Origin of the sequence: Desulfitispora alkaliphila (assembly GCF_050433185.1) — a bacterium.
Classification (GTDB): domain Bacteria; phylum Bacillota; class Desulfitisporia; order Desulfitisporales; family Desulfitisporaceae; genus Desulfitispora; species Desulfitispora alkaliphila.
Genome location: NZ_JBNPXS010000030.1, coordinates 13,736 through 34,978, shown reverse-complemented (window position 1 = coordinate 34,978; position 21,243 = coordinate 13,736). Strand labels below are relative to the sequence as shown.

The 21,243-nt window shown below is 41.6% G+C and carries 28 protein-coding genes; all 28 read left to right on the top strand.

The window, feature by feature from the left end; all coding sequences use genetic code 11:
* The first annotated feature begins 351 nt into the window (after positions 1–351).
* The 28 genes from rpoB to rplO all read left to right on the top strand — a co-directional run bounded on the left by rpoB (position 352) and on the right by rplO (position 21,243).
* Positions 352–3,723 (top strand): DNA-directed RNA polymerase subunit beta, encoded by a 3,372-nt coding sequence (gene rpoB / locus GGQ84_RS11110; RefSeq protein ID WP_429162638.1) that lies wholly within the window; start codon positions 352–354, stop codon positions 3,721–3,723.
* A gap of 35 nt (positions 3,724–3,758) precedes the next feature.
* Complete coding sequence (rpoC, locus tag GGQ84_RS11105) at positions 3,759–7,232, top strand: DNA-directed RNA polymerase subunit beta' (RefSeq protein WP_429162636.1); 3,474 nt, start codon at positions 3,759–3,761, stop codon at positions 7,230–7,232.
* A gap of 61 nt (positions 7,233–7,293) precedes the next feature.
* Entirely contained in the window at positions 7,294–7,542 is a 249-nt protein-coding gene (locus tag GGQ84_RS11100; RefSeq protein ID WP_429162635.1) for a L7Ae/L30e/S12e/Gadd45 family ribosomal protein, read from the top strand.
* A gap of 27 nt (positions 7,543–7,569) precedes the next feature.
* The gene (rpsL, locus tag GGQ84_RS11095) at positions 7,570–7,953 is read left to right on the top strand and encodes a 30S ribosomal protein S12 (RefSeq protein WP_429162633.1); all 384 of its coding nucleotides are present in this window, start codon (positions 7,570–7,572) and stop codon (positions 7,951–7,953) included.
* Between the two features lie 75 nt (positions 7,954–8,028).
* Entirely contained in the window at positions 8,029–8,499 is a 471-nt protein-coding gene (gene rpsG, locus GGQ84_RS11090; protein ID WP_429162631.1) for a 30S ribosomal protein S7, read from the top strand.
* 50 nt (positions 8,500–8,549) lie between these two features.
* Complete coding sequence (fusA, locus tag GGQ84_RS11085; protein ID WP_429162629.1) at positions 8,550–10,625, top strand: elongation factor G; 2,076 nt, start codon at positions 8,550–8,552, stop codon at positions 10,623–10,625.
* 41 nt (positions 10,626–10,666) lie between these two features.
* Positions 10,667–11,857: an elongation factor Tu gene (gene tuf, locus GGQ84_RS11080; RefSeq protein WP_429162627.1), complete on the top strand. Its 1,191-nt coding sequence runs from the start codon at positions 10,667–10,669 to the stop codon at positions 11,855–11,857.
* 191 nt (positions 11,858–12,048) lie between these two features.
* Positions 12,049–12,357 (top strand): 30S ribosomal protein S10, encoded by a 309-nt coding sequence (rpsJ, locus tag GGQ84_RS11075; RefSeq protein WP_429162625.1) that lies wholly within the window; start codon positions 12,049–12,051, stop codon positions 12,355–12,357.
* Positions 12,358–12,397: 40 nt separating this feature from the next.
* The gene (gene rplC / locus GGQ84_RS11070) at positions 12,398–13,024 is read left to right on the top strand and encodes a 50S ribosomal protein L3 (protein ID WP_429162624.1); all 627 of its coding nucleotides are present in this window, start codon (positions 12,398–12,400) and stop codon (positions 13,022–13,024) included.
* 34 nt (positions 13,025–13,058) lie between these two features.
* On the top strand, positions 13,059–13,679 hold the full coding sequence (rplD, locus tag GGQ84_RS11065) for a 50S ribosomal protein L4 (RefSeq protein WP_429162622.1): 621 nt from the start codon (positions 13,059–13,061) through the stop codon (positions 13,677–13,679).
* The gene (gene rplW / locus GGQ84_RS11060; RefSeq protein ID WP_429162620.1) at positions 13,679–13,966 is read left to right on the top strand and encodes a 50S ribosomal protein L23; all 288 of its coding nucleotides are present in this window, start codon (positions 13,679–13,681) and stop codon (positions 13,964–13,966) included. Before rplD ends, rplW begins: the two co-directional genes overlap by 1 nt.
* Before the next feature lie 29 nt (positions 13,967–13,995).
* Entirely contained in the window at positions 13,996–14,823 is an 828-nt protein-coding gene (rplB, locus tag GGQ84_RS11055) for a 50S ribosomal protein L2 (protein WP_429162618.1), read from the top strand.
* 27 nt (positions 14,824–14,850) lie between these two features.
* Positions 14,851–15,132, top strand: coding sequence for a 30S ribosomal protein S19 (gene rpsS / locus GGQ84_RS11050; RefSeq protein WP_429162616.1), 282 nt, complete (start codon positions 14,851–14,853; stop codon positions 15,130–15,132).
* A 25-nt stretch (positions 15,133–15,157) separates the two neighbouring features.
* The gene (gene rplV, locus GGQ84_RS11045; protein WP_429162614.1) at positions 15,158–15,499 is read left to right on the top strand and encodes a 50S ribosomal protein L22; all 342 of its coding nucleotides are present in this window, start codon (positions 15,158–15,160) and stop codon (positions 15,497–15,499) included.
* A gap of 3 nt (positions 15,500–15,502) precedes the next feature.
* Positions 15,503–16,165: a 30S ribosomal protein S3 gene (gene rpsC / locus GGQ84_RS11040; RefSeq protein WP_429162612.1), complete on the top strand. Its 663-nt coding sequence runs from the start codon at positions 15,503–15,505 to the stop codon at positions 16,163–16,165.
* Positions 16,166–16,167: 2 nt separating this feature from the next.
* A complete protein-coding gene (gene rplP, locus GGQ84_RS11035) occupies positions 16,168–16,602 on the top strand; it encodes a 50S ribosomal protein L16 (protein WP_429162610.1) in 435 nt (144 codons plus the stop codon).
* Positions 16,592–16,786: a 50S ribosomal protein L29 gene (gene rpmC / locus GGQ84_RS11030; protein WP_429162608.1), complete on the top strand. Its 195-nt coding sequence runs from the start codon at positions 16,592–16,594 to the stop codon at positions 16,784–16,786. The genes rplP and rpmC overlap by 11 nt, the downstream gene beginning before the upstream one ends.
* Positions 16,787–16,820: 34 nt before the next feature.
* Positions 16,821–17,078 (top strand): 30S ribosomal protein S17, encoded by a 258-nt coding sequence (gene rpsQ / locus GGQ84_RS11025; protein ID WP_429162606.1) that lies wholly within the window; start codon positions 16,821–16,823, stop codon positions 17,076–17,078.
* A gap of 29 nt (positions 17,079–17,107) precedes the next feature.
* Entirely contained in the window at positions 17,108–17,476 is a 369-nt protein-coding gene (rplN, locus tag GGQ84_RS11020; protein ID WP_429162604.1) for a 50S ribosomal protein L14, read from the top strand.
* Between the two features lie 40 nt (positions 17,477–17,516).
* Entirely contained in the window at positions 17,517–17,852 is a 336-nt protein-coding gene (gene rplX / locus GGQ84_RS11015) for a 50S ribosomal protein L24 (RefSeq protein WP_429162602.1), read from the top strand.
* 24 nt (positions 17,853–17,876) lie between these two features.
* Entirely contained in the window at positions 17,877–18,419 is a 543-nt protein-coding gene (rplE, locus tag GGQ84_RS11010; RefSeq protein ID WP_429162600.1) for a 50S ribosomal protein L5, read from the top strand.
* A gap of 28 nt (positions 18,420–18,447) precedes the next feature.
* Positions 18,448–18,633 carry a type Z 30S ribosomal protein S14 gene (locus GGQ84_RS11005; protein WP_429162598.1) on the top strand — a complete coding sequence of 62 codons (186 nt, stop codon included), beginning with the start codon at positions 18,448–18,450 and terminating at the stop codon, positions 18,631–18,633.
* Positions 18,634–18,661: 28 nt separating this feature from the next.
* Entirely contained in the window at positions 18,662–19,060 is a 399-nt protein-coding gene (gene rpsH, locus GGQ84_RS11000) for a 30S ribosomal protein S8 (RefSeq protein WP_429162596.1), read from the top strand.
* A gap of 43 nt (positions 19,061–19,103) precedes the next feature.
* Positions 19,104–19,646, top strand: a complete 543-nt coding sequence (gene rplF / locus GGQ84_RS10995) for a 50S ribosomal protein L6 (protein ID WP_429162594.1) — start codon at positions 19,104–19,106, stop codon at positions 19,644–19,646.
* Between the two features lie 27 nt (positions 19,647–19,673).
* The gene (rplR, locus tag GGQ84_RS10990; protein ID WP_429162593.1) at positions 19,674–20,042 is read left to right on the top strand and encodes a 50S ribosomal protein L18; all 369 of its coding nucleotides are present in this window, start codon (positions 19,674–19,676) and stop codon (positions 20,040–20,042) included.
* 24 nt (positions 20,043–20,066) lie between these two features.
* Positions 20,067–20,570 (top strand): 30S ribosomal protein S5, encoded by a 504-nt coding sequence (gene rpsE / locus GGQ84_RS10985; protein WP_429162591.1) that lies wholly within the window; start codon positions 20,067–20,069, stop codon positions 20,568–20,570.
* Positions 20,571–20,582: 12 nt separating this feature from the next.
* The gene (rpmD, locus tag GGQ84_RS10980; protein WP_429162589.1) at positions 20,583–20,771 is read left to right on the top strand and encodes a 50S ribosomal protein L30; all 189 of its coding nucleotides are present in this window, start codon (positions 20,583–20,585) and stop codon (positions 20,769–20,771) included.
* Between the two features lie 28 nt (positions 20,772–20,799).
* A complete protein-coding gene (gene rplO, locus GGQ84_RS10975) occupies positions 20,800–21,243 on the top strand; it encodes a 50S ribosomal protein L15 (protein WP_429162587.1) in 444 nt (147 codons plus the stop codon).

Sequence of the window (21,243 nt, the reverse complement as noted above, 5' to 3'; positions counted from 1 at the left end):
GCAATTAACTTAATGAACCGCCAAGTACCGAACGGTATGCTTGGTGGTGTGAGAGGACGGTAGATAAAATAATTATCTACCTCCTACTCGATGCAATCAGAAATCCTAAACGTTATATTCATGAAGGTTTTTCCTTGACAAGTTTTACAAACTATGCTAATATTATAAAATGTCAATATTTAAGGTAATGATCGACTATGTTTAGAATAAATACACATTACAATTGGGAAAACTATATATCATGGTGTGTGCTGTTCTCAATCAGATACAAGCGAGGTTTATAAAATAGACCTTGCTTTTAACTGTTTGGGTTTATATAGATAACAATGTGTTAAGGGGTGAAGTATTCATATGGTCTATGCTATGAAGGTAGGCAATAGGGAGAGATGGAATTACGGCAAAATTAAAGAAGTGTTAGAGATGCCTAACCTAATCGAAATCCAACAAAAGTCCTACGAATGGTTTTTGGATGTGGGTTTGCGAGAGATGTTTAGTGATATTTCTCCAATTCAAGATTTTACAGGTAATCTAGTGCTTGAATTTGTAGATTACTCCTTGGGCGACCCCAAATATGAAGTAGACGAGTGCAAGGAAAGAGATGTTACATATGCGGCTCCGCTAAGAGTAAAGGTGCGACTTATTAACAAAGAAACAGGGGAAGTAAAAGAACAGGAAGTGTTTATGGGAGACTTCCCTCTGATGACGGATAAAGGAACATTTATTATTAACGGTGCAGAAAGAGTTATTGTGAGCCAACTTGTACGATCGCCTGGGGTGTATTTTAGTGAACAGATAGATCAAGCAGGGATTAAAGTTTATGGAGCCACAATTATTCCTAACCGAGGAGCATGGCTAGAGTTTGAAACCGATGCAAATCAAAACTTATTTGTTAGGGTAGACAGAACTAGAAAATTACCTGCCACAGTGCTGGTAAGGGCTATGGGCTATAGTAGTGATACTGAAATTCTGGACTTATACGACCAACATGAGTCAATTCAGTTGACGCTAGAAAAAGATAACACAGATTCTGAAGATGAGGCGTTGGTAGAAATATACAAGAGGCTGCGGCCGGGAGAACCTCCTACGCTTGAGAGCGCCAAGTCCTTGATAGAGTCGCTATTTTTCGATCCAAAAAGGTATGATTTGGCTCACGTAGGTAGATATAAATTAAATAGAAAGCTTGAAGTAGACACGGATCTAAAAACTAAAAACCTAACTAAAGAAGATATTATAGCTTCAGTAAAGCACTTCTTGTTGCTAATAGACGGGAAGACTCCTGTGGATGACATAGACCACTTAGGTAATAGAAGGTTGCGTTCAGTTGGAGAATTACTACAAAATCAGTTTAGAATCGGTTTATCTCGAATGGAGCGAGTAGTCAGAGAAAGAATGACCATTCAAGATGTGGACATAATCACACCACAAGTGCTAATAAATATTAGACCAGTAGTAGCTTCTATTAAAGAGTTTTTTGGTAGCAGTCAATTGTCACAGTTTATGGACCAAACCAACCCACTGGCAGAGTTGACTCACAAGCGCCGTTTAAGTGCGCTAGGACCTGGTGGACTCAGTAGAGAACGGGCAGGTTTCGAAGTTCGAGACGTACACCATTCTCACTACGGTCGGATGTGTCCAATTGAGACTCCTGAGGGTCCGAATATTGGACTTATTGGTTCTCTAAGTACATATGGGCGAATTAATGAATTTGGATTTATTGAGACTCCATATAGAAAAGTTGATAAGGAGAATGGAAGGGCTACTAGTGATATCGAGTACCTGTCTGCAGATGAAGAGGATAAGTACGTTATTGCTCAGGCTAATGCACCTTTAGATGAAGAGGGACACTTTACTTCAGAAAAGGTTAATGCCAGATATGGACACGAAACCTTAGAGGTGGCTGTGGAGAAGCTTGACTACATGGATGTATCGCCGAAACAGGTGGTCAGTGTGGCTACAGCACTAATACCATTCCTGGAACACGATGACGCCAACAGAGCACTTATGGGTGCTAACATGCAGCGACAGGCAGTACCATTGCTAAAAACAGACTCCCCATATGTGGGTACAGGGATGGAATATAAGTGTGCTCGAGACTCAGGGGTAGTTATACTGGCGAAAAACGATGGAGTGGTACATCGAGCTTCGGGAGACGAAATTTTAATAAAGACTAATAATAATCAAATAGATAAGTACAAGTTAATGAAATTTACTAGGTCGAACCAGGGTACATGCTTTAATCAGAAACCCATTGTCCAGATTGGACAAGAGGTTAAAGCGGGAGATGTAATTGCAGATGGACCTTCAACCGACCAAGGTGAATTGGCTTTAGGGCGCAATATTCTCATAGCGTTTATGACCTGGGAAGGCTATAACTATGAGGATGCCATCTTAGTAAGTGAAAAACTAGTTAAAGAAGATTACTTTACATCCATCCACATAGAAGAATACGAAGCTGATGCAAGAGACACTAAGCTAGGACCTGAAGAAATAACTAGAGATATACCGAATGTAGGAGAAGAAGTTCTAAAGGATTTGGATGATAGGGGTATTATTAGGGTTGGAGCAGAAGTAAGACCTGGAGATATCCTAGTGGGTAAAGTTACTCCAAAAGGAGAAACTGAGCTAACTGCTGAGGAGAGACTTCTGAGAGCTATTTTTGGTGAAAAGGCGAGAGAAGTTAGAGACACATCTCTAAGAGTACCACATGGTGAAGCTGGTAAAATCGTAGATGTGAAAGTCTTTTCTAGAGAAAATGGTGACGAACTTGCGCCAGGTGTAAATCAATTAGTGCGAGTATACATTGCCCAAAAGCGAAAAATATCCGAAGGGGATAAAATGGCGGGAAGACATGGTAATAAGGGTGTAATTTCGCGAATCTTACCAGAAGAGGATATGCCATTTTTGCCAGATGGAACCCCGGTAGAAATTGTATTAAACCCACTAGGTGTACCATCTCGTATGAATATTGGACAGGTGATGGAAACACATTTGGGTATGGCTGCCAAGGCCTTGGGAATTAGAATAGCTACCCCGGTATTTGACGGTGCAAGCGAGGGTGAAATTTTTGAGACCCTAGAAAAGGCTAAATTGCCGGCCAGTGCCAAGACTAAGCTTGTGGATGGCCGAACAGGAGAAGAATTTGATAGAGAAGTTACAGTGGGATATATGTATATGCTTAAGCTAGCTCACTTAGTAGATGACAAAATTCACGCACGTTCCACAGGACCATACTCTCTAGTGACACAACAACCATTAGGTGGTAAGGCGCAATTTGGTGGACAGCGTTTTGGTGAGATGGAGGTTTGGGCCCTAGAGGCATATGGGGCGGCTTATACGCTACAGGAGATTCTGACAGTTAAATCCGATGATGTAGTCGGACGGGTTAAAACATATGAAGCCATAGTTAAAGGCGAGAATGTGCCAGAACCAGGTGTGCCTGAATCATTCAAAGTACTTATAAAAGAGCTTCAAAGCTTGGGACTTGATGTAAAAGTTCTATCTGGTGAGGACGAAGAGATAGAAATACGAGAAGAAGAAGAAGATGTTAACGAGACTGCTAAAGAGTTAGGCCTTGAGATTGAGGGTGAAACAAAAGAGAAGCCTGAAGCCAAAAAGCCTGAAGAAGCCGAAGAAGAGGAAGATGAGGATATAACTACTTTTAGCGAAGACGCACTATCCCAAGTAATCGATTTGGACGATGAGAGCGATGATAAGAATGAGTAGAGAGAATTATAAAAAAAGAGAAGGGGGAGAGACCCTTGATCGATGTAAATAATTTCGAACGCATTAAAATTGGATTAGCGTCTCCAGAGCAAATAAGAGCTTGGTCCAGTGGAGAAGTAAAAAAACCTGAGACAATAAATTACAGGACCTTAAAGCCTGAGCGAGAGGGATTGTTTTGTGAAAAGATCTTCGGTCCAACCCGTGACTGGGAATGTCATTGTGGTAAGTACAAACGAGTTAGGTATAAGGGTATTGTCTGTGATCGCTGTGGAGTAGAAGTAACCCGTTCTAAAGTGAGGAGGGAGAGGCTAGGTCATATTGAGCTAGCAGCTCCGGTTTCCCATATCTGGTATTTTAAAGGTATCCCCAGTAGAATGGGCTTGATTTTGGACATGTCACCGCGCTCATTGGAGAAAGTGCTATACTTTGTATCCTATGTAGTGCTTGATCCCGGTGATACACCGTTGATGAAGAAGCAGCTACTAACTGAAGCAGAATACAGAGAATACAGAGATAAGCACGGGAGTAGTTTTGAAGCGGGTATGGGCGCAGAGGCGATAAAGTATCTGTTAGATGAGTTAAATCTTGATGAGCTCACTATCGATTTAAGAACTGAATTGAAGGAAGTTAGTGGACAGCGAAGAGTGAGAGCTATCCGCAGACTAGAAGTGGTTGAGGCTTTCAAGCTATCAAACAACAGACCTGACTGGATGATCATGGATGTACTTCCTGTTATTCCACCTGAGCTGAGACCAATGGTTCAGCTAGATGGTGGTAGGTTTGCTACTTCAGACCTTAACGATCTTTATCGAAGAGTGATTAACAGGAACAATAGATTAAAGCGCCTATTAGATTTAGGAGCTCCTGACATAATCGTTAGAAATGAAAAGCGGATGCTCCAAGAGGCAGTAGACGCATTGATTGATAACGGTCGTCGTGGAAGACCTGTTACAGGACCAGGAAATAGACCTCTTAAATCACTTAGTGACATGCTCAAAGGTAAGCAAGGTCGTTTTAGACAGAACTTACTTGGTAAGCGGGTTGATTACTCAGGTCGTTCTGTAATTGTTGTAGGTCCAGAATTGAAGATGCATCAATGTGGTTTACCGAAGGAAATGGCCTTGGAGCTATTTAAACCCTTTGTAATGAAGCGACTAGTTGATGAAGACTATGCACATAACATCAAAAGCGCAAAGCGTATGGTGGAAAGGGTTAAGCCAGAGGTCTGGGATGTTTTAGAAGAAGTAATTAGCGAGCATCCGGTGTTATTGAATCGGGCCCCTACCTTGCACAGACTTGGTATTCAAGCTTTTGAACCAGTACTGGTAGAAGGTCGAGCGCTACAGATCCACCCTCTAGTATGTACTGCTTATAATGCGGATTTTGACGGTGACCAGATGGCAGTACACGTGCCTTTATCTGCTGAAGCGCAAGCGGAAGCAAGAATAATGATGCTATCAGCATATAACATTCTAAATCCTAAAGATGGGCGACCAGTGACAACGCCTACACAGGATATGGTTTTGGGAACTTATTACCTGACTTTGGAGCGAGATGGCGCTAAAGGGGAAGGGAAAATTTTCAAAGACTTCGATGAAGCTTTCTTAGCGTACAAAAGTGGTGTAGTTGACATGCATGCACGAATTACAGTGCGCCATCGAGGTGAACGTCGAGAAACAACAGTAGGGCGAATGGTATTTAACAGTGTACTTCCTGAGGAACTAGGCTATGTCAACGAAGAGGTTGGGAAGAAGCAGTTAGGTGTCATAATAGGCAAGTGTTATGAGATGCTGGGCAGTGAAACCCACAAAGTTCTCGATGGAATTAAAGAATTAGGATTTACTTATTCGACTCAAGCTGGTATTACTATCGGGCTTGTGGACATTGTAATACCAGATGCTAAGAAAGAAATTCTAGCAGAGGCAAATGAAGTAGTAGAAAAAATTGAAAAGCAGTATAGACGAGGTTTGATTACCGAGGAAGAGCGTTACCAAAAGGTAATTGGTATCTGGAATACTGCTACTGATGATATAACAAAGAAATTGATGAAAGGCCTGGATAAGTTCAATTCAGTATTTATGATGGCTAACTCAGGTGCCCGGGGTAACATTCAGCAGATTAGACAGTTAGGCGGAATGAGAGGGTTGATGGCAGATCCATCAGGACAGATTATTGACTTACCAATTAAGGCTAACTTCCGCGAAGGACTGACTGTATTAGAGTACTTTATTTCAACGCACGGTGCTAGAAAGGGTCTAGCGGATACGGCGCTGCGAACAGCAGATTCAGGTTATTTGACAAGAAGACTAGTGGATGTAGCACAAGACGTTATTGTAAGAGAAAATGATTGTGGTACAGAGCAAGGAGTAGAGGTAGAAGAAATCAAAGACGGTACTGAGATTATTGAAAAGCTAGAAGAGCGACTTCAAGGACGTTATGCTATGGAGGATGTAGTGCATCCTACAACTGGTGAAGTGCTAGTTCAAGCTGATGAGATGATTACAGATCCTAAAGCAGCAGAAATCATTGAAGTTGGAATAGAAAAAGTGAAGATCCGTTCAGTTCTAACTTGTCGCACAAGACATGGAGTTTGTCGTAGGTGTTATGGTAGAAACCTGGCCACAGGTCGACAAGTTGACATTGGGGAAGCGGTAGGTATTATAGCTGCTCAATCAATTGGGGAACCTGGTACTCAGTTAACTATGAGAACGTTCCACACTGGTGGTGTAGCGGGTGATGATATTACCCAAGGTTTACCGAGGATTGAAGAGTTATTTGAGGCTAGAAAGCCGAAAGGTCAAGCAATTATCTCTGAAGATGAAGGTATAGTAAAAATACTGGAAACTAAAAACAAACGAGAGATTGAATTGCAAACTGGAGAAACCGTCAAGAGTTATGCAGTCCCATATGGATCTAGACTCAAGGTAAGAGATGGAGATAGAGTAGCTCCAGGAGATGAAATGACTGAGGGCTCAGTGAATCCCCATGATATGTTAAAAGTAAAGGGTATCAGAGGTGCCCAAACATATCTGCTTAAAGAAGTGCAGCGGGTATACCGGCTACAAGGGGTGGATATCAGTGATAAGCACATTGAGGTAATGGTGCGCCAGATGATGAGAAAGGTTAAGGTAGATGAAAATGGTGACACGTTGCTACTACCGGGGAGCTTGATTGACGTATTAGAACTAGAAGAGGTAAATAAAAAGGTACTAGCTGAAGGCGCAGAGCCAGCAACAGCAAAACCTGTCCTCTTAGGTATTACTAAAGCGTCACTTGCTACTGATTCATTCTTGTCAGCGGCCTCATTCCAAGAGACTACAAGGGTGTTGACCGAAGCTGCTATTAAAGGCAAGGTAGATCCTCTTGTAGGGCTGAAGGAAAATGTGATTATCGGCAAGTTGATTCCTGCTGGTACTGGCATGAACAAGTACAGAAATATTTCTGTAGAGCCAACTGAACCAGTTGAAACAGTTGACAGTGAACTAATGCAAGAGGTTTCTACAGAATAATATTGACATAAAGGATCGAAAATGCTAAGATATACAAGTGTGTGATTTGGAGGTGCAAATCATGCTTGAGAGATTAAAAAATGCCAGTGAAATTACAGTTGGCACTAAACAGACAATGAAAGCACTTCAGTCAGGTGAGGCTCAGGTGGTCTACCTGGCTGAGGATGCTGATGGCCACGTTACAAAACCACTCGTGGATGCATGTCGGAAAACAGGGGTGGAAGTAACCAGAGTATCTACCATGCTAGAATTAGGAAAAGCCTGTGGAATCGAGGTAGGTTCAGCTTCGGCGGCCGTTATCAAAGATTGAGATTGAGATGGGAAGGAGGTGCAAGTAATGCCTACAATTAATCAGCTGATCAAAAAGGGAAGAAAAGTTATTACAAAAAAGTCGGACTCTCCTGCACTTAAGGAGGCACCACAAAAAAGAGGAGTTTGCACAAGAGTGTATACAACTACACCTAAAAAGCCAAACTCTGCATTGAGGAAAGTTGCGAGGGTTCGCTTGACTAATGGTATTGAGGCAACAGCGTATATCCCTGGTATCGGGCATAACCTCCAGGAACACTCAGTAGTACTTATTCGCGGTGGCCGAGTTAAGGACTTACCCGGTGTTAGATACCATATTGTCAGAGGTGCCCTTGATACATCTGGCGTTCAAGATAGAAATCAGGGACGTTCAAAATATGGAACAAAAAAGCCAAAAGACGCAGCTAAATAGATGAGTGAAAACCAACAGCAGTTCCAGGTGCCTGCACCTGGAGCAGTTCAAAATACAGCAAAAGGGGGGAAATAAATGCCAAGAAGAGGTAACGTACCTAAACGACAAGTATTACCTGATCCAATTTACAACAGCGTGGTAGTAACTAAGTTCATGAATCAAATCATGCTAGATGGCAAGAAAAGCACAGCAGAAAAAATCTGCTATAGCGCTTTTGAACTTATAAAAGAAAAGACAGGTAGCGAACCTATGGAAGTTTTCGAACAAGCCATGAAAAACGTTATGCCTGTACTTGAAGTTAAAGCACGTCGTGTGGGTGGCGCAAACTATCAGGTGCCTGTTGAAGTTAGACCAGAAAGAAGGCAAACTTTGGCGATTAGATGGATAGCTAACTATGCTAGACAGCGTGGAGAAAAGACTATGGACCAACGCGTTGCAAATGAGCTAATGGATGCAGCTAACAACACCGGAGGCGCTATCAAGAAGAAAGAAGATACACACAAAATGGCAGAGGCTAACAAAGCATTTGCTCACTACCGATGGTAAACTAATCTTAACTTATAGCTTGCCAAGGTCAGTGGAAAGGAGGAAAAAGAGTGGCTAGAGAATTTTCGCTAGAAAAAACTCGGAACATTGGTATTATGGCCCATATCGATGCAGGTAAGACAACAACTACTGAGAGAATTTTGTTTTACACTGGTCGAATTCACAAAATTGGCGAAACCCACGAGGGAGCTTCGCAGATGGACTGGATGGAGCAAGAGCAAGAAAGAGGCATAACCATTACATCTGCAGCAACTACATGTCAATGGAATGACCATCGAGTTAACATAATTGACACGCCAGGACACGTTGACTTCACAGTTGAGGTTGAACGTTCACTACGTGTACTTGATGGTTCAGTAGCTGTTTTCTGTTCTGTGGGTGGAGTTGAGCCTCAGTCAGAAACGGTCTGGAGACAAGCAGATAAGTACGGCGTACCCCGTATTGCATATATTAACAAGATGGACAGAGTGGGAGCAGACTTCTTTAGAGGCGTGGATATGATTAAGGATCGTTTAGGTGCAAACCCTGTACCTATCCAAATCCCAATCGGTTCAGAGGAAAACTTCCAAGGGATAATAGACTTAGTAAAAAACAAGGCAATTATTTATGTTGATGACTTAGGTCAGACCAGTAATGAGACAGAAATCCCAGAAGAACTGAAAGAACAAGCTGCTGAGTACAGAGAGAAGTTGCTAGAAGCAATAGCTGAAACTGACGAAGAGCTTATGATGAAGTACTTAGAGGGTGAAGAGCTTACTACTGAAGAAATCAAAGGGGCTATCAGACAGGCTACAATCAACGTAGATATTATTCCAGTAGCTTGCGGGTCATCCTTCAAGAACAAAGGAGTTCAACCACTACTAGATGCTGTAATAGATTACATGCCTGCACCAACTGACGTGCCAGATATCAGGGGTGTTAAGCCTGAGACTGAAGAGGAAGATAAGAGAAGGTCTAGTGATGATGAGCCTTTCTCAGCATTGGCATTTAAAATCATGGCTGACCCTTATGTGGGCAAATTAGCATTCTTTAGAGTTTACTCTGGAGTCCTGAATTCAGGCTCTTATGTATACAACTCCACAAAAGGCAAAAAAGAGAGAATTGGCCGTATCTTACAGATGCACGCCAACACTCGTGAAGAGGTCAGTCAAGTATATAGTGGTGATATAGCTGCTGCTGTGGGACTTAAGGATACTAGTACGGGAGATACCCTGTGTGATGAAAAGAATCCAATCATTCTTGAAACCATGATATTCCCTGATCCTGTTATCTCGGTTGCTATTGAGCCTAAAACTAAAGCGGACCAAGAGAAAATGGGCTTAGCTTTACAGAGGCTAGCTGAAGAAGATCCCACATTCCGAGTTCATACCGACGAAGAGACTGGACAAACAATCATTGCGGGAATGGGTGAACTTCACTTAGAGGTTATTGTGGATAGATTGTTGAGAGAGTTTAAAGTTGATGGAAACGTAGGTAAACCACAAGTTGCTTACAGAGAGACAATTAGAGAAACAGCTAAAGTTGAAGGAAAGTTTGTACGCCAATCTGGTGGTCGCGGTCAGTACGGTCACGTTTGGATAGAATTAGAGCCAATGGAGCCTGGATTTGGTTACGAATTTGTAAACAAAATTGTGGGTGGAGTTGTGCCTAGAGAGTATGTCCCAGCTGTTGACTCAGGGATTAAAGAGGCAATGCAAAATGGCATCCTAGCTGGTTATGAAGCTATTGATATCAAAGCAACTCTTTATGATGGGTCATACCACGATGTGGACTCTTCGGAAATGGCGTTTAAAATTGCCGGTTCAATGGCGTTCCAGAGTGGATCTAAAAAGGCCAAGCCTGTAATCTTAGAACCAATTATGAAAGTAGAAGTAGTAGTTCCAGAGGAGTACATGGGTGATGTAATCGGAGACTTGAACTCTAGAAGAGGTAGAGTCGAAGGCATGGAGGCTCGTGGAGGAGCTCAAGTTATCAAATCCTATGTCCCACTTTCTGAAATGTTTGGCTATGCCACTGACTTGAGATCAAAAACTCAGGGTCGAGGCAACTATGTAATGCAATATGACCACTACGAAGAAGTACCAAAGAGCATTGCTGAAGAAATTATCGAAAAGAGAAATGGTTAATAATATAAAAACTTTTTTATAAAGAAAGGAATGATTAACAGATGGCTAAAGCAAAGTTTGAAAGAAATAAGCCCCACGTTAACGTTGGAACAATTGGTCACGTAGACCATGGTAAGACTACATTGACAGCTGCCATTACAACTACATTGGCAAAGGCTGGTGGAGCTACAGCGACAGGATATGATCAAATTGACAACGCTCCAGAGGAAAAAGAAAGAGGAATTACAATTTCAACGTCACACGTTGAATACGAGACAGAGACTAGACACTACGCACACGTAGACTGTCCAGGTCACGCTGACTACGTTAAAAACATGATTACAGGTGCTGCTCAGATGGACGGAGCTATCCTAGTAGTAAGTGCTGCTGATGGTCCAATGCCTCAGACAAGAGAGCACATCCTACTAGCTCGCCAGGTAGGTGTACCAAACATCGTTGTTTGGCTAAACAAAGAAGATATGGTAGACGATGAAGAATTAATGGAATTAGTAGAGATGGAAGTAAGAGAGCTACTTAACGAGTACGAATTCCCTGGTGATGACATTCCAGTGGTAAAAGGTTCAGCTCTTAAAGCGCTTGAGGAAGGCGGCGAAGGAGAATGGGCTAACAAGATTTTAGAATTGATGGCAGCAGTAGATTCCTACGTACCAACACCAGAAAGAGACACTGACAAGCCATTCTTGATGCCAGTAGAGGACGTATTCAGTATTACTGGACGTGGAACAGTGGCAACAGGAAGAGTAGAGCGAGGCGTAATCAAAGTAGGAGACGAGCTTGAAATAGTAGGTATGAAAGACACTACTAAGACAATAGTAACAGGAGTAGAGATGTTCAGAAAGCTTCTAGACCAAGCAGAAGCTGGTGACAACATCGGTGCCCTGCTTAGAGGTGTAGATAGAAAAGACATCGAAAGAGGTCAAGTACTAGCTAAGCCAGGAACAATCAAGCCCCACACTAAGTTCAGCGCAGAAGTATACATTCTGAGCAAAGAAGAGGGTGGACGACACACTCCATTCTTCAACGGGTATAGACCACAGTTCTACTTCAGAACAACAGACGTAACAGGAGTAGTTACACTAGAAGACGGAGTAGAAATGGTAATGCCAGGAGACAATGTTAAGATGAACATCGAACTAATCACACCAATTGCAATTGAAACAGGATTGAGATTTGCAATTCGTGAGGGTGGCCGTACAGTAGGTGCTGGTGTAGTAACTGCTATTAACGAATAAGCTTCAAAAGCTGAGGAGTGATAGGTGGGGGCCACTAGGCCCTCGCTCCTCAAATTTTTTATGTTATTGACATTTGCGATGAGGCGGAAGGTTGCTGAAAAAAAGGATAAGATACGCCGGAGTGCGTTGTCAGGTAATTTCCGCTGAGAAATGTCCGTTTAATAAAATGGGCGAAAGGGAGGAAGAAAGCTATGGCAAAACAAAAAATTAGAATTAGACTTAAGGCATTTGATCATAAAATAATAGACCAATCAGCAGAAAAAATCGTAGAAACAGCAAAGAAGACAGGTGCGGCGGTATCGGGACCAATTCCATTACCGACAGACAAAAGCGTGTACACTATTTTGAGATCACCTCACGTGTACAAAGACTCTAGAGAGCAATTTGAAATGAGAACTCATAAGAGACTTATAGACATCACAGAGCCTACTCCTAAGACGGTTGATTCACTGATGAGATTGGATTTACCCGCTGGAGTAGATATTGAAATAAAACTGTAGTGGCTTAAGACACTAGTTACTAACCTAGGAGGTGGCAAAAATGAAAAAAGCGATTTTAGGTAAGAAAATCGGAATGACTCAGATTTTCGACGCTGACGGCCAGCTATTACCTGTAACAGTTATCGAAGCAGGGCCATGTACAGTAGTGCAATCCAAAACAATGGAAAATGACGGCTACAATGCAATTCAAATTGGCTATACAGCAGCAAAAGAAAACAGAGTCACAAAGCCCATGAAAGGGCATTTTGAAAAGGCGAAAATTAAGCCTTTGAGATATTTAAAAGAAGTTAGACTTGAAGATGACAATCAATATGAAGCAGGACAAGAAATTAAAGTAGATGTTTTTGCTGAAGGAGACAAGATTGACATCACAGGGATCACAAGAGGAAAGGGATTTGCTGGAGCAATTAAAAGACACGGCTTTGGCAGAGGACCTATGACTCACGGATCTCATTACCATAGAGGACCAGGATCTCTAGGAGCACTTGGGATCAATAAAGTTTTCAAAGGAAGAAAGCTTCCAGGAAGAATGGGTGGAAACCAAGTTACAGTTCAGAATCTTCAAGTTGTAAAAGTTGATACTGAGCGCAATCTAATACTAGTAAAAGGTGCTATTCCAGGAGCGCGCAAAAGCGTTGTTATGCTAAAAGAATCAGTTAAAGCATAATGTGCACCTGTTGTGAGAAGGGAGGAAATAACACATGCCTAAAGTAGCTATGTACAACACAGAAGGTGGCCAGGTAGGGGAGATAGATTTAAAAGAAGAAGTTTTTGGAATCGAAGTTAATGAAACAGTAATGCATAAGGCTGTAGTTCAGTACTTGGCGAGCTTGAGAAGAGGCACGGCTTCCGTAAAATCAAGAGGTGAAGTACGCGGGGGCGGTAGAAAGCCTTTTAGACAAAAAGGTACCGGTAGAGCAAGAGCAGGTACAACAAGATCTCCAATTTGGAGAGGTGGTTCTATTGTTTTTGGACCTCAACCAAGAAGCTACAGCTTTAGACTTCCAAAGAAAATGAGAAGATTGGCACTTAAATCAGCGCTAAGCACAAAAGTAGAGGCTGGAGAAATTGTAGTAGTTGAGGAGTTAGCTTTTTCTGAGCCAAAGACTAAAGAAATGGTTAAAGTACTTAAGGCTTTGAATGCTAATAAAGCATTAGTAGTAACTGCTGATAAAAACGAAAACGTGGTTAAGTCAGCCAGAAACATTGAAGGAGTAAAACCACTAGAAGCTACTGGTATCAATGTATACGATATTTTGAACCACGATAAGCTAGTGATTACTAAAGATGCAGTAGCAAAAGTGGAGGAGGTGTTAGCCTAATGGTAAATCCACGAGATATTATTATTAAGCCTGTTGTTTCAGAGAAGTCCATGTACTCGATGGAAGAAAACAAATACACTTTTATTGTAGATAAAAGAGCTAACAAAATTCAAATCAAAAAGGCCATTGAGGAAATTTTCAATGTGAAAGTTGAAAAAGTGAGAACATCAATGGTTAAGGGTAAGGTCAAGCGTATGGGGCGTTACGAAGGTAAAACTCCAGAGCGAAAAAAGGCCATTGTGACACTTAAACAAGGCGAACAAATCCAAGTATTTGAAGGCCTGTAAGAGTTGATTAGTAAAGGAGGGAAATGAGCATGGCAGTTAAAAAGTTTAAGCCAACCTCACCAGGTCGTAGACAGATGACTGTTTCTACTTTTGAGGAAATAACTACTGATAAACCAGAAAAATCACTGTTGACCCCACTTAACAAAAAAGGCGGTCGAAACAATCAAGGTAGACTGTCAGTGCGTCACCAAGGTGGAGGACACAAGAGGCAGTACAGAATTATAGATTTCAAGCGAAATAAAGAAGGAGTACCAGCAAAGGTTGCTTCTATTGAATATGATCCAAACAGATCAGCAAACATTGCTTTATTGCACTACGCTGATGGAGAGAAGAGATATATCTTAGCTCCAGTGGGATTGAAAGTGGGTGCTGTTGTAGAAGCTGGTCCTGAAGCGGATATCAAGCCAGGTAACGCATTGAAAATTAAAGACATTCCGGTGGGAACATTCATTCACAATATTGAAATGAAGCCGGGTAAAGGTGGTCAGCTTGTAAGATCTGCAGGAACATCTGCACAGCTGATGGCTAAAGAAGGAAAATATGCTCACGTAAGGATGCCTTCATCAGAAATGAGACTTATCCTTATGGAATGCAAGGCAACTGTAGGTCAGGTGGGCAATGCAGATCATGAAAACATTACTATTGGTAAAGCTGGAAGAAACAGATGGTTAGGAAAAAGACCTTCTGTACGTGGTGTAGTTATGAACCCAGCAGACCATCCACACGGTGGTGGAGAAGGACGTTCACCAATTGGACGTAACCCTGTAACTCCCTGGGGTAAACCAGCACTTGGTGCTAAGACGAGAAAGAAAAAGAACCCATCAGACAGCATGATTGTTAGAAGACGCAAAAAATAATCGGTTTTGTTGAAAGGAGGCTGTACAATGGGAAGATCCTTAAAAAAGGGACCTTACGCAGATGAGAAGCTTTTAAAGAAGATAGAAGTAATGAACGAGAAAAACGAAAAGAGAGTCATTAAGACTTGGTCGAGAAGCTCTACAATCTTCCCCCAAATGGTAGGACACACAATTGCTGTATACGACGGTCGCAAACACGTTCCTATCTATGTAACAGAAGATATGGTTGGTCATAAACTGGGTGAATTTTCCCCAACAAGAACCTATCGTGGTCACGGAGACAACGAGCGTTCGACTAAAATGAAATAATTGTAGTTTGAGAGGGGGTTAAAGCATGGAAGCTAAAGCGGTTGCAAAATACATTCGTATTTCACCGAGAAAAGCTAGACAAGTAGCAGACCTTATCCGAGGCAAGAATATTAATGAAGCATATGCCCTATTAAAATTTACACCTAACAGAGCTACTGAGCCAATAGGAAAAGCACTCAAATCGGCTGTAGCTAATGCTGAGCACAACTTCGAAATGGACTCAGAAAGCTTGGTTGTGAGTTCTATATATGTGGATGAAGGTCCTACAATGAAAAGGTTCCGACCTAGAGCAATGGGTCGAGCAGATTTGATAAGAAAGAGAATGAGTCACATCACTGTGGTAGTAAGTGAAAAAAAGGAGGGATAAGTAGTGGGTCAAAAAGTACATCCCAAAGGATTGAGAATAGGGGTAATTAAAGACTGGGATGCCAAATGGTATGCAGACAAAGATTACGATAATTTGCTGCACGAAGACCTAAAGCTGCGAAAGTATATCAAGAACAAACTTTTTGCTGCAGGCATCTCCCATATTGAAATAGAAAGAGCAGCTAATAGAGTAAAAGTATCCATCTCCACTGCAAAGCCAGGTATTGTGATTGGTCGTGGCGGCGCAGAGGTTGATGCACTTAGAAAAGAATTAGAGAAAATTACTGATAAAAAAGTAAACGTTAATATAGTTGAAGTAAAAAGACCTGAACTAGATGCTCAGTTAGTAGCTGAAAACATCGCAGCTCAGTTAGTTAGAAGAGTTGCTTTTAGACGAGCTATGAAGCAATCAGTATCTAGAACAATGAGATTTGGCGCAGAAGGAATAAAAATTTCATGTTCAGGAAGACTAGCAGGAGCAGAAATGGCTAGAACTGAGTGGTACAGTGAAGGCAAAGTGCCTCTACACACGCTAAGAGCAGATATCGACTACGGTTTTGCAGAAGCAGATACCACATACGGAAAAATTGGAGTTAAGGTATGGATATACAAAGGAGAGGTATTGCCAGAAGCTAAGAACACCTCTGCGGCGGAAGGAGGAAAATAGTCATGTTAGTACCAAAGCGGGTAAAGTATAGAAGGCAGCATCGCGGTAGAATGACCGGTAAGGCCTTAAAGGGGAATAAGGTAACTTTTGGAGAATTTGGTTTACAGGCACTAGAACCTGCTTGGATCACAAATAGGCAAATTGAAGCAGCGCGTATTGCCATGACTCGATATATGAAGCGTGGCGGTAAGGTATGGATTAGAGTATTTCCTGACAAGCCAATTACTGCTAAACCAGCTGAGACTAGAATGGGTAGTGGTAAAGGGTCACCAGAATATTGGGTGGCAGTAGTTAAACCAGGTAGAGTAATGTTTGAAATATCTGGTGTTAGCGAAGAAGTGGCGAGAGAAGCAATCCGCCTTGCAGCTCATAAGTTGCCAATCAAGACTAAGTTTGTGAAACGAGATGAAATGGGCGGTGATGAGAATGAAAGCTAAAGAAATCAGAGATTTGACTACAGAGGAGCTACAGAGAAAAGTATCTGACTTTAAAGAAGAATTGTTTAACCTGCGATTTCAGTTAGCTACTGGTCAATTAGATAATCCAATGAGAATTCGTGAAGTCAAAAAGAGCATCGCCCGTGCAAAGACAATTTTAAGACAACGCGAATTGAGCAGCTAATTTTAATATATCCTGACAAAGGAGGGCAAAGACCTTGACGGAAAGAGGAAATCGTAAGTCTAGAACTGGTAAAGTGGTTAGCGATAAAATGGATAAGACAGTTGTAGTACTAGTTGAGACCAAGGAAAAACATCCACTTTACGGTAGATTTGTTAAAAAGAGCAAGAAGTATAAGGCTCATGATGAAGATAATAAGTGTAAAAATGGTGACTTTATAAGAATTACTGAGACTCGACCTCTTAGCAAAGATAAGAGATGGCGAGTTGTGGATATTATAGAAGAAGCGAAGTAACTTGTGTAGACTGAAAGGGGGTATCTTAAATGATTCAAGCCCAAACGCAATTAAAAGTTGGAGATAACACAGGAGCGAAAAAGCTAATGTGTATCAAAGTCTTAGGTGGGTCTAAGCGGAAGTACGCCTCAGTAGGGGATGTGATTGTGGCTTCAGTTAAGGAAGCAACACCAGGGGGCGTTGTCAAGAAAGGCGATGTAGTTAGAGCAGTAATAGTGAGAACTCAAAAAGAAGTTAGAAGAAAAGACGGTTCTTACATTAAATTTAGCGAAAACGCAGCAGTTATCATAAATGATCAAAAAAACCCCAGGGGAACTCGGATCTTTGGACCTGTAGCCAGAGAACTTAGAGATAAGAACTATATGAAGATTGTCTCCCTGGCACCAGAAGTACTGTAAGACAAAAACATTGAATAATAGCAAGTGGAGGTGAAGCGGTTTGGCAGCACCGAAGGTTAAAAAATTAAAATTAAAAAAAGGCGATGAAGTTGTTGTTATCGCTGGTAAAGATGCCGGTAAGAAAGGCAAGATAACGGAAGTATCTCCTAAAACAGGTAAAGTGTACGTGGAAGGTGTAAACATTATTAAGAAACACACTAAACCTACTCGGACAATGCCTCAAGGTGGAATATTAGATCAAGAGGCTCCGATTGACAGCTCGAACGTTATGGTTTACTGCTCAAAGTGTAAAGCTGCAGTACGAGTTGGCAAAAATAAAGAGGATGGCAAATCAGTACGCATATGCAAAAAATGTGGAGTAGCTCTAGATAAGTAATCCACTGGGAAAGGAGGTTCTAACATGGCAAGATTAAAGGAAACTTACAGAAAAGAATTAGCTCCAGCTATTATGGAGAAATTTGGATACAAGAACGTTATGGAAATCCCTAAACTAGATAAAGTAGTAATAAATATGGGTGTAGGAGAAGCTGTAGGTAACTCTAAAGCACTAGACAGCGCAGTAGAGGACTTGGCTACCATATCTGGTCAAAAGCCCATAGTTACAAAAGCTAAAAACTCAATTGCAGGTTTCAAAATTAGAGATGGCATGCCACTTGGGTGTAAAGTAACATTAAGAGGCGAAAGAATGTATGAGTTTGTAGATAAGTTGTTTAATGTGGCGCTACCACGTGTTAGAGACTTTAGAGGTGTATCACCAAAAGCCTTTGATGGACGCGGGAACTATACATTAGGTATCAAAGAACAACTGATTTTCCCAGAGATCGAATACGATAAGGTTGATAAAACAAGAGGTATGGATATCATCTTTGTTACCACAGCAAATACCGATGAAGAATCCAAAGAATTGTTAAAATCTATGGGGATGCCTTTTAGGGAACAGTAAATAAACCCACAGAGAAGGAGGTTTAGCCGTGGCAAAAAAGTCAATGATCGCTAAACAAAAGCGGAATTCTAAGTTCACAGTGCGAGCGTATAACAGATGCAAAGTTTGTGGACGTCCTCACGCATATATGAGAAAGTTCGGCATGTGTAGGATTTGTTTCCGTGAATTAGCCTATAAAGGTGAAATTCCAGGCGTAACTAAAGCTAGCTGGTAAGAGGTTAAGTAGGAAGGGGGTATATAATATGACTATGACAGATCCAATAGCGGACTTTTTGACTAGGATCCGCAATGCCAATACAGTAATGAAAAGTACTGTTGAAATTCCTGCCTCTAATGTAAAAAAATCGATGGCAGAAATATTAAAAGGCGAAGGCTTTATTAAAGACCTTGAGTATATAGAAGATGACAAGCAAAACGTAGTTCGTATTTACCTTAAGTACGGAGAGAATAAGGAAAAAGTCATTACTGGTTTAAAGCGTATTAGCAAGCCAGGGCTGAGAGTATACGCTCAAAAAGATGAATTGCCGCGTGTACTTGGTGGACTGGGAATTGCAATAATTTCCACATCACAAGGTGTAATGACTGATAAAGAAGCTCGCCAAAAAGGACTTGGCGGCGAAGTACTTTGCTATATCTGGTAAATAAAACAAAAAGAACAGCAGTAGTTGCATAGGGGGTGTCACGATGTCTAGAATCGGAAAATTGCCTGTAGCTATTCCAAACGGTGTGGAAGTAAAAGTTGACGGCTCAAAGGTTACAGTAAAGGGACCAAAAGGGCAACTTGAAAGAGAAATCCACAAAGACATGGAACTTGTATTGCAGGAAAATGAAATAACAGTGAACAGACCGTCAGACAACAAGTTACACCGTTCACTTCATGGACTTAGCAGAACGCTAATTAGCAACATGGTTGAAGGTGTAACAAAGGGATTTGAAAAATCCTTAGAGCTTGTTGGTGTAGGTTATAGAGCAAATAAGCAGGGGAATAAACTAGTTTTAACTGTTGGATACTCTCATCCAGTAGAATTAGTTCCTGCTGATGGACTAGAAATAGAGGTTCCTGCTCCAACTAAGGTTATAGTAAAGGGTATCGATAAAGAGCAAGTTGGTGCATTTGCCGCGAAAGTGAGATCTGTGAGAGAGCCAGAACCTTACAAAGGCAAAGGAATTAAATACGAAAACGAACGCATTCGCCGTAAAGTTGGTAAGGCTGGTGCTAAGAAGTAATCGTCTTAGTGGAAAGGAGTGAGTCTCTTGATTAAGCGTCAGAGTAGAAAACTTAACAGAGCTAAAAAACGCATGCGCTTGCGTAATAAATTAGTTGGTACAACAGAAAGACCAAGGCTAAACGTATACAAGAGCTTAAACAATATCTACGCTCAAGTTATAAATGATGAAAATGGTAATACATTAGTTGCTGCATCTACATTAGATCCTGAACTTAAAGATAAAGTGGGCAACGGTGGAAACACGGAAGCGGCTAAAATGGTAGGCGAACTAATTGCAAAAAGAGCGCAAGAAAAGGGCTGCACAAAGGTAGTATTTGATAGAGCTGGTTATATATATCATGGACGTGTTGCCGCTCTAGCCGATGCAGCGAGAGAAGCTGGATTAGAATTTTAATGTTTTTGTAAAGGAGGGAAATTAATGGCTGAAAGAATAGATCCCAATCAGTTAGAGCTGACTGAAAAGGTTGTTAACATTAGCAGGGTAGCAAAGGTTGTAAAAGGTGGACGAAGATTTAGCTTTAGTGCTTTAGTGGTTGTGGGAGACGGAAATGGCCACGTAGGAGTAGGACTAGGTAAAGCCAATGAAGTGCCAGAAGCAATCAGAAAAGGGATTGACGATGCCAAGAAGAGCCTGATTTTTGTTCCAAGAGTGGGAACTACAATTCCTCACCAAATCGTGGGCAAGTTCGGAGCTGGAAAGGTATTCATGAAACCTGCGGCTGAAGGTACTGGTGTTATTGCTGGTGGACCAGTAAGAGCAGTACTTGAGTTGGCTGGTATTAGAGATATCCTTACAAAATCCCTAGGTTCACAAAATCCAAACAACATGATTGCTGCCACTCTGCAGGGCCTAGCTGAGCAAAAAAGTGCTGAGAAAGTTGCCAAGCTGAGAGGCAAAAGCGTAGAAGAACTTTTAGGGTAGGAGGTATTGTTCATGGCAAATAAACTAAAGGTTACTTTAGTAAAAAGTGCGATAGGAAAACCAGAAGATCAAAAGCTGACAGTTAAGACTTTGGGTTTGCGCAAGCTTAACTACACAGTAGTTCACAATGACACGCCTCAAATTAGGGGTATGGTGAACAAGGTTAAACACTTAGTAGACGTTGAAGAGATAGAAGCTTAATAAGCTTGACCTAGAGGAGGTGTAATTAATGACTAAGCTACACGAATTGCAACCGGCCGCTGGTAGCCGCAAGGAGCGAAGGAGAAAAGGACGGGGTATGTCCTCTGGAGCTGGCAAGACTGCGGGACGAGGGCATAACGGTCAAAAATCTCGCTCTGGTGGTGGGGTTAGACCTGGCTTCGAAGGTGGTCAAATGCCTTTACAGCAGAGGGTTCCAAAGCGCGGCTTTACAAATATCTTCAAAAAAGAGTTTGCAATTGTTAACGTAGAAGAGCTTAACAAGTTCGAAGCGGGAACTGAAGTTACTCCAGAAGCATTGATGGAAGCCGGATTGATAAAAGCAGTAAAAGACGGAGTTAAGATTCTAGGAGATGGCAATCTCGAGAAGAATTTGACAGTAAAGACACACCGTATCAGTAAAGCAGCTGAAGAGAAGATCACTGCTGCAGGCGGAAAAGTAGAGGTGTTATAA